Annotated in this window: 5 protein-coding genes; 3 read left to right on the top strand and 2 right to left on the bottom strand. The window is 71.7% G+C overall.

The window, feature by feature from the left end; all coding sequences use genetic code 11:
* Positions 1-125: 125 nt before the first annotated feature.
* Positions 126-1,958: an adenylyl cyclase gene (locus tag ACFWEE_RS29140; RefSeq protein ID WP_386893576.1), complete on the bottom strand. Its 1,833-nt coding sequence runs from the start codon at positions 1,956-1,958 to the stop codon at positions 126-128.
* Positions 1,959-2,640: 682 nt separating this feature from the next.
* Between ACFWEE_RS29140 and ACFWEE_RS29135 the strand changes: the two genes are divergently transcribed.
* Positions 2,641-3,210: a GNAT family N-acetyltransferase gene (locus ACFWEE_RS29135; RefSeq protein WP_386893574.1), complete on the top strand. Its 570-nt coding sequence runs from the start codon at positions 2,641-2,643 to the stop codon at positions 3,208-3,210.
* 174 nt (positions 3,211-3,384) lie between these two features.
* A complete protein-coding gene (locus ACFWEE_RS29130) occupies positions 3,385-4,590 on the top strand; it encodes a metallophosphoesterase (protein ID WP_386893572.1) in 1,206 nt (401 codons plus the stop codon).
* A gap of 217 nt (positions 4,591-4,807) precedes the next feature.
* Here the strand turns inward: ACFWEE_RS29130 and ACFWEE_RS29125 are convergent, their stop codons facing one another.
* Positions 4,808-5,218 carry a Fur family transcriptional regulator gene (locus ACFWEE_RS29125; protein ID WP_386893570.1) on the bottom strand — a complete coding sequence of 137 codons (411 nt, stop codon included), beginning with the start codon at positions 5,216-5,218 and terminating at the stop codon, positions 4,808-4,810.
* 385 nt (positions 5,219-5,603) lie between these two features.
* Here ACFWEE_RS29125 and katG point away from each other — a divergent pair, with 385 nt between their 5' ends.
* Complete coding sequence (katG, locus tag ACFWEE_RS29120) at positions 5,604-7,859, top strand: catalase/peroxidase HPI (RefSeq protein ID WP_386893568.1); 2,256 nt, start codon at positions 5,604-5,606, stop codon at positions 7,857-7,859.
* Positions 7,860-8,065 lie beyond the last annotated feature (206 nt).

The following is an 8,065-nucleotide window of genomic DNA, read 5'->3' as shown; positions in this document are numbered from 1 at the left end:
TCGTTTTTGTGTATCCCCCCCCCCCGGCGGGGGGGGGGGGCCCGACCCCCCGCCGCGCCACCCGGCTCGCCCGCGTACGGCGGCGCGGCCCCCGCCGGGGCCCCGCCGCCGTGAGCGTACCGGCGTCAGACGTTCGCGACCCCGTTGGAGTACGACTTCATGAAGTACGTCCCGAAGCCGTTCTGGACCGGGTCGCCGGCCTTGTCGATGCAGTGCAGGATGCCACCGCCCGCCGCGTCGTTGAGGCAGACCGTCATCAGGTCGGTGAAGACGACGCCGGGGGTGTTCGGGACCTCGTAGGCGGCGTCCGTGTAGATGTTCGCGCCGAGGTTGAAGAAGCAGTAGCTGCCCAGGCCCCAGGCGTGGTGCTCGCGCACGTCGTCGCCGACCTTGTACGCGGCGTAGCCGAGGGTGGAGCCGTGCCGCCATGCCGACTGGGTGGGCACGTCGTAGGGGTGCTCGTTCTGGAAGAAGTAGGTGCGGCCGTGCTCGCCCTGCCACAGCACCTCGTACTTCTGGTAGTGCTCGACGAAGAGCCCGTACGTGGTGACGTGGTCGCCGTTCACCACGATGCCGGTGTCGGCGGGGTTGACCGTCCAGCCGACGGTTCCGTCGAGACCGTGGTCGGCGCGCCAGAGCCAGAGGTGGTCGCAGATCACGTCGTTGCTGTCGATCTGGACGCTGATCCCCGCGCCGCCGGCCACCGCGCCGCCGATCCGGGCGACGGTGTCGAAGAGCACCGTCGGGTCGGCGCTGTGGCGCTTCCGGCTCCGGCCCTGGCCGACGCGCAGCAGCACCGGGGTGTGCTTGGAGGCCGCCTCGAACAGCAGCCCGGCGAGGGTGACACCGTCGACGTCGGCGACCTCGATCAGGGTGTTGCCGCGGGTGGAGCGCAGGGTGGCCAGGCCGAGGCCGAGGACCACGGTTCCGGCGCGGTTCACGCGCAGCGGGGCGGAGAGGTCGTAGATGCCCGGGGTGAAGAGGAGGTTCTTGCCGTGGGCGAGGGCCTGGTTGATCTCGGCGGCCGAGTCGCCCGGCCGGGCCACGTGGAACTGCGACAGCGGGATGTTCCGCCCCCGGGCCTGGCCGTGCTCCCAGGTCGTGCCGGAGCTGTTGGTGCGCAGCGCGGGCACGAAGACCTGATAGGAGCCGTGGCGGTCCACGGTGAGGAAGGGCTTCTCGCGGACCACGGGGGTGCGGTCGACGGTGGTCATCGGAGGAGCCGGGAAGGACTGCGCGGGGGCGCCCTCGGTGCCGACGAACACCATGTTCCAGTTGGAGCCGGTCCAGCTGCCGAAGGTGTCGTTGCGCGACAGCCACTGCTGCTGGGAGCCGGAGTCGACCTGTCCGTCCACCTTGCTGTCGGCGAGGAAGCCGCCGCTGGACCACTGGTTGCCGGGCGGGCTCGGCATCAGGGTCATGTTGCCCTTGATGTGGACGCGGCGCATCGGGGCGGCCTGGGAGACCGCCCAGCGCTCCAGTCCGTCCGGCGGCACGATGGTGAGGTTCTCGGCGGCGCGCCAGAAGTTCTGGGTGCCGTTCCCGTCGAACCACTGCGCGTCGACGGTGACATGACCGTTGATCACCACGTCCGAGGGGCTCGCGCCGAGGCCCAGCACGTGCGTGTAGAAGCCGACGTTGATGTCGACGTCGTAGGTGCCCGGCTTGAAGGCGAGGGCGAAGCGCTCGTCGCCGAACTGGTTGGACTCCTGGACGGCGAACACGGCGTCGACCTGGGCCTGGATCGAGGCGTCGCCCATGGACGGGTCGAAGACCAGGACGTTCGGGCCGAGCGCGGAGGAGGCGTGGCCGGTTCCGTGCTTGCCGGAACCATGGCCGGTTCCGTGCTTGCCGGATGCGGCGCCCGACGCGAACGCCGGTCCCGAACAGACTCCGCCGATCAGCGGCACCGAGGCAGCGGCTGCCCCGCGCAGCACACTACGGCGAGAGGGAATCATGGACACGGCTCTCCCTGCATGGGGTGAAATGGCGTGAATGAGTGGGGCCTCCTGCCGGCCCCTGATCTCTGAGAGCGCTCTCTCAGCCACGAAGTGAATCACCGCGGATGTGGAGCGTCAATGCACGTGCAGGGAGGGCGATTTGAGTCTCGCGCACCAATCGGGCGAAGCCGCGGGAAGCATCCGATTCCGCTCGCCGCCCCCGCCGCCTTGGCCGGTTCCCTCCGGAGCGGTATACGTTCCCGCCCCCGGCGCTCCGCCGGGCGGGAGCGCGCGCACAGCCACGCACACTCCGTCAACTGCGCCCATGCACAGCAGGTTTGGAGACGCACCGAATCCAGGCAGCATGGAGCAGCCCGCCCTGCCGGAAGCCCGAAGAAGAGTTCGTGCACGTCTTCCCGCCGCCGTCTCCGCACGCTGCGCGGACCTGAGGTCCGGCGGCGCCCCGAAAAGCACCACGGCGCGTCACGGGGCGCGTCACGGGGAAGAGCCGACGAGGTCGACATCAGGGCCAGGTACTGGACGGTGCGGGTGAAGAAGTGCCCTCCGATCGGGTCGGGGACCGGGCAGGGGCGGGGAGGGACGCGGGCGAGGTGCGACGCCACCGCGCTCGGTGCCGCGGCCCGCCGGTGCGGGGCGGGGCCGCGCCGGAGCCGGCAGGGGGTGCTGGTTGACTGTGGGCATGACGGCACCCGTTTTCCAGATCCGTGAGACCACGTCCGGGGATCTCGCGACCATCATGGACGTGGAGACCCGCTCCTTCGGCTACGACAAGGAGGCCAGGCTGGTGGCAGACCTCCTGGACGACCCGACCGCCTCCCCGGTCGTGTCCCTTCTGGCCTTCGACGGGGAAGTGCCGGTCGGGCACATCCTGTTCACGCGCGCCCGTCTCGACGGACTCGACGACCAGCCGATGATCCATGTCCTGGCGCCGTTGGCCGTCACGCCGGAGTACCAGCGCCGAGGTGCGGGCGGGCAGTTGATCGACGCGGGTGTCCGGAGGCTGAAGGAGCGGGGTTCGCACCTGGTCTTCGTCCTCGGCCACAAGGAGTACTACCCGAAGCACGGCTTCCGCCCCGACGCCGGCGCGCAGGGCTATCCAGCCCCGTATCCCCTTCCGGACGAGGTCGCCGACTGCTGGATGGTCCAGCCGGTCAGCGACCGGGGGTTCGGGGTCGGCCGGGGCAGGGTCCGCTGCTGCGACGAGCTGAACAAGCCCCAGCACTGGCGTGACGAGGAGGCGGACCGCTGAGCGGGTCCCGTTCCCGGGCTGCGGGCCGGCCGCGGAGGCCGGTCCGTCCGCCGTCCGTTCCGTGAGCTCACGCCACCCATGAGCTCGTCGACCGATCACGAACCGGTCGCCCTGAGGCGCCTCCAGCCGGACAGGGCCTCACGATCCGCCGGACAGAACCTCAGGAGGGGAACCATGACCGAGACGAGCGACACCCGGTCCGCCGCCGGTGCGGCACAAGAGCCGCCACGGAGCCGACTGCAGCGCCTGATGCGCTTCGTCCCCCTGACCGCCCCGGTCCTGCTGTGGGCCGTGCCGTGCTGGGTCCTGCTGTACACCGGTCAGCACTGGCCGTTTTCCGTCACGGTGACCGGCACCGTGCTGTGCGCCCTCGGCCTGGTCACCATGCCGCTCGCGATGGTGCGCGGCCACGGCCGGCGCCAGCAGGACGGGGCGGCGATCGTCGGCGACTCGCTGCTGGGCGCCGTCTGGGTCCTGTTCACCTGGTCCGTCCTGCTCGGGGTCCTGCTCAGGCTCGCACTGGCCCTGGGCGGGGTCGGCGGCGGGCAGGACCGGGCGCGCATCGTCACCTGGGCCGTCCTCGGCACGACGGCCGTCCTGCTCGTCTGGGGGTACGTGGAGGCCCGGCGCCTGCCGCGCGTGCGCCGGCTCGACGTACGACTCCCGAGGCTGGGGGCGGGGCTGGACGGAATCCGAGTCGCCCTGATCACCGACACCCACTACGGGCCCCTCGACCGCGCCCGCTGGTCGGCGCGGGTCTGCGAGACGGTGAACTCCCTGGACGCCGACTTGGTCTGCCACACCGGCGACATCGCGGACGGCACGGCCGAACGCCGTCGCGCCCAGGCCGCCCCGCTGGGCACCGTACGGGCGGCTCTGGGCCGCGTCTACGTCACCGGCAACCACGAGTACTACAGCGAGGCCCAGGGCTGGGTCGACCTGATGGACGAGCTGGGCTGGGAGCCGCTGCGCAACCGCCATGTGCTGCTCGAACGCGGCGGCGACACCCTGGTGGTCGCGGGCGTCGACGACGTCACCGCCGAGTCCTCCGGACTGGCGGGCCACCGCGCCCACCTCGCCGGAGCCCTCGACGGCGCCGACCCCGGCCTCCCCGTCCTCCTCCTCGCCCACCAGCCCAAGTTCATCGACCGGGCGGCGGCCCACGGCGTCGACCTCCAGCTCTCCGGCCACACCCACGGTGGTCAGATCTGGCCGTTCCACTACCTGGTCCGTCTCGACCAGCCGGCTCGCGCCGGGCTCAGCCGCCACGGCGCCCGCACCCTCCTCTACACCAGCCGCGGCACCGGCTTCTGGGGCCCGCCCTTCCGCGTCTTCGCGCCGAGCGAGATCACCCTGCTCGTGCTCCGCTCGCCGCAGTAGGGGACGACCGTGGCGGCGCCGCCGACGCCTCCACGCCTTCGGCTCCCGGGCGTCGGAACGCGGTCGGTTCCGTCACGGTCCTGTTCCGTCAGCGCCCAGTTCCGCCACCGCCCTGTCCCGTCAGGGCCCTGTTCCACCACGGTTCTGTCCTGTCAGGGCCCTGTTCCGCCACGGCCGTGGCGCCGCGGCCGTGGCGCCACGGCCGGTTCTGTCGCGGTCAGGCGCAGTCCGGGCACAGGCCGCGGTAGGTGATCTCCACCGACCCGACGGCGAACCCGAACCGCTCGGCCTCGGGCAGGTCGCCGAGGGCATCGCCGACGGGGTGGACGTCGCGGACCGTGCCGCAGCCGGAGCACACCAGGTGCTGATGGGGGCGGCGCGCGTTCGGGTCGTAGCGCTTGGCCCGGCCCACCGTGGAGACCTCCAACACCTCGCCGAGCGCGACGAGTTCGCCCAGCGTGTTGTAGACGGTCGCGCGGGAGATCTCGGGCAGCCGCGTGGCCGCCCGCAGATGCACCTCGTCCGCCGTCAGGTGCACGTGGTCGCCGTCGAGAACCTCTGCGACGACGCGCCGCTGCGAGGTCAGCCGCCAGCCACGGTCCCGCAGCCGTTGGAGGAGGTCGCTCATCTCGTTTCACCTGCTCCGCTTCGCGGGGGACGCGCGGGCTCCGGAAGGATCCGACACCGCCACGCCCCGGCCGTTGTGCTTTTAGCGCACTTCTTGACTTGGACGAAGTCCATCGTAGGATCGATCACGGCGACATCCAAGAGACAGGAAGACTCCGGTACGGCAGCAGAGACACGTGGCTGGACACCTCCGCCGGTCGAGCGCGCAGCGCCGGCCGGGCGCCGTCCTCGTCGCACCGCCCGGGAGCGTCGGCTCCGGCGTGGTCCGTGAGGCGTCCGGGCGGCCCGCGGCGAGACCCCGGCACACAACGTTCCCCTTCTGCACGGCCCGAATCCTCCTCCCCCGTTCAGCGCCCCCATGACCCGCCGGGTCCGGAAGGATTGCCATGACCGAGAATCACGAGTCGCATGTCTTCGATCCCGTCACCCCGGACTCGCCCGAGACGGCCATCCCCGAGGTGCCCGAGGCACAGGCGAGCGGCTGCCCGGTGGCCCACGGCCGCGCGCCGCACCCCACCCAGGGCGGCGGCAACCGTCAGTGGTGGCCGGACCGCCTCAACCTGAAGATCCTGGCCAAGAACCCCGCCGTGGCGAACCCGCTCGGCGCGGACTTCGACTACGCGACCGCGTTCCAGGCGCTCGACCTGCCCGCCGTGAAGCGGGACATCGCCGAGGTGCTCACCGACTCGCAGGACTGGTGGCCGGCCGACTTCGGCCACTACGGACCGCTGATGATCCGGATGGCCTGGCACAGCGCGGGCACGTACCGCATCAGCGACGGCCGCGGTGGCGCGGGCGCCGGTCAGCAGCGCTTCGCCCCGCTGAACAGCTGGCCGGACAACGGCAACCTGGACAAGGCCCGCCGTCTGCTGTGGCCGGTCAAGAAGAAGTACGGCCAGGCGCTGTCCTGGGCCGACCTGCTGATCCTCACCGGCAACGTCGCCCTGGAGACCATGGGCTTCAAGACCTTCGGCTTCGCCGGTGGCCGCGAGGACGTCTGGGAGTCGGAGGAGGACGTCTACTGGGGCCCGGAGACCACCTGGCTCGACGACGAGCGCTACACCGGCGACCGTGAGCTGGAGAACCCGCTCGGCGCGGTGCAGATGGGCCTGATCTACGTCAACCCCGAGGGCCCCAACGGCAACCCGGACCCGATCGCGGCTGCCCGCGACATCCGCGAGACCTTCCGCCGGATGGCGATGAACGACGAGGAGACCGTCGCCCTCATCGCCGGTGGCCACACCTTCGGCAAGACGCACGGTGCGGGCCCGGCCGAGAACGTCGGCGCGGACCCCGAGGGCGCCCCGCTGGAGGAGCAGGGCCTCGGCTGGCGCAGCACCTACCGGACGGGCAAGGGCGGGGACGCCATCACCAGTGGGCTGGAGGTGACCTGGACCAGCACCCCGACCCAGTGGGGCAACGAGTTCTTCCACAACCTCTTCGCCTACGAGTACGAGCTGACCAAGTCCCCGGCAGGCGCGCACCAGTGGGTCGCCAAGGACGCCGAGGCGACCATCCCGCACGCGCACGACGCGTCGAAGAAGCACAAGCCGCAGATGCTCACCACCGACCTGTCGCTGCGCCTGGACCCGGCCTACGAGCAGATCTCGCGCCGTTTCTACGAGAACCCGGAGGAGTTCGCGGACGCCTTCGCGCGCGCCTGGTACAAGCTGACGCACCGTGACATGGGTCCGATCCAGCGCTACCTGGGCCCCGAGGTTCCCTCCGAGGTGCTGCTCTGGCAGGACCCGCTGCCCGCGCGCACCGGTGAGCTGCTGGACGCCGCGGACATCGCCGCGCTCAAGGAGCAGGTGCTCGCCTCGGACCTGACGGTGGCGCAGCTGGTCTCGGCCGCCTGGGCCTCGGCCGCGTCCTACCGCGGCAGCGACAAGCGCGGCGGTGCCAACGGCGCCCGGATCCGTCTGGAGCCGCAGCGCGGCTGGGAGGCGAACGACCCGGACGATCTGGCCCAGGTCCTGCGCGTCCTGGAAGGAGTACAGGCGTCCTTCAACGCCAAGGGCGGCAGGCAGGTCTCGCTGGCCGATCTGATCGTCCTCGCGGGCGGTGCCGCCGTCGAGCAGGCGGCCAAGGACGCCGGTGTCGATGTGGAGGTGCCGTTCGCCGCGGGCCGGGTCGACGCCGCGCAGGACCAGACGGACGTCGAGTCGTTCGCCGCTCTGGAGCCGGCGCACGACGGCTTCCGCAACTACGCGGGGAAGGGCAGCCGCCTGCCTGCGGAGTACCTGCTCCTCGACCGGGCCAACCTGCTGACGCTGAGCGCCCCGGAGACCACCGTCCTGGTCGGCGGTCTGCGCGTGCTGGGCGCCAACAGCGGCGGTTCGAAGCACGGTGTCCTCACCGACCGCCCGGGCACGCTGACCAACGACTTCTTCGTGAACCTGCTCGACCTGGGCATCACCTGGAAGTCGACGTCGTCGGCGCAGGACGAGTTCGAGGCGCGCGACGCGAGCGGCCAGGTCAAGTGGACCGGCACCCGCGCCGACCTGGTCTTCGGCTCGAACTCCGAGCTCCGTGCCCTCGCCGAGGTCTACGCGAGCGACGACGCGCGGCAGAAGTTCGTGACGGACTTCGTCGCCGCCTGGACCAAGGTCATGAACCTCGACCGGTTCGACCTGAACTGACCGTGCGGCCGGCACACTCCGGCCTGTGACCGCAGGGCCGGTGCGTGTGCGCACCGGCCCTGCGGCGTGTCCGCGCCCGGCTCGGGGACGTACGGCGGGGCTGAGCGCGGCAGCGGGCGGACAGCTCCGGTCTCGGGCCCCCCCCCCCGCGGGGGGGGGGGACCGCCCCGCCCCGGCGGGGCGGCCGCGCGACCCCCGGAGACGCC

This window comes from Streptomyces sp. NPDC060184, from assembly GCF_042728795.1.
In the GTDB taxonomy this organism is placed as follows: Bacteria; Actinomycetota; Actinomycetes; order Streptomycetales; family Streptomycetaceae; genus Streptomyces.
Note: the sequence above shows the minus strand (reverse complement) of the source record. Positions and strands in the feature narration are given on the sequence as shown.

Bases quoted from the DNA above. Each gene is read 5' to 3' on its own strand.
- ACFWEE_RS29140 (WP_386893576.1), bottom strand. From the start codon at position 1,958: ATGATTCCCTCTCGCCGTAGTGTGCTGCGCGGGGCAGCCGCTGCCTCG.
- ACFWEE_RS29135 (WP_386893574.1), top strand. From the start codon at position 2,641: ATGACGGCACCCGTTTTCCAGATCCGTGAGACCACGTCCGGGGATCTC.
- ACFWEE_RS29130 (WP_386893572.1), top strand. From the start codon at position 3,385: ATGACCGAGACGAGCGACACCCGGTCCGCCGCCGGTGCGGCACAAGAG.
- ACFWEE_RS29125 (WP_386893570.1), bottom strand. From the start codon at position 5,218: ATGAGCGACCTCCTCCAACGGCTGCGGGACCGTGGCTGGCGGCTGACC.
- katG (WP_386893568.1), top strand. From the start codon at position 5,604: ATGACCGAGAATCACGAGTCGCATGTCTTCGATCCCGTCACCCCGGAC.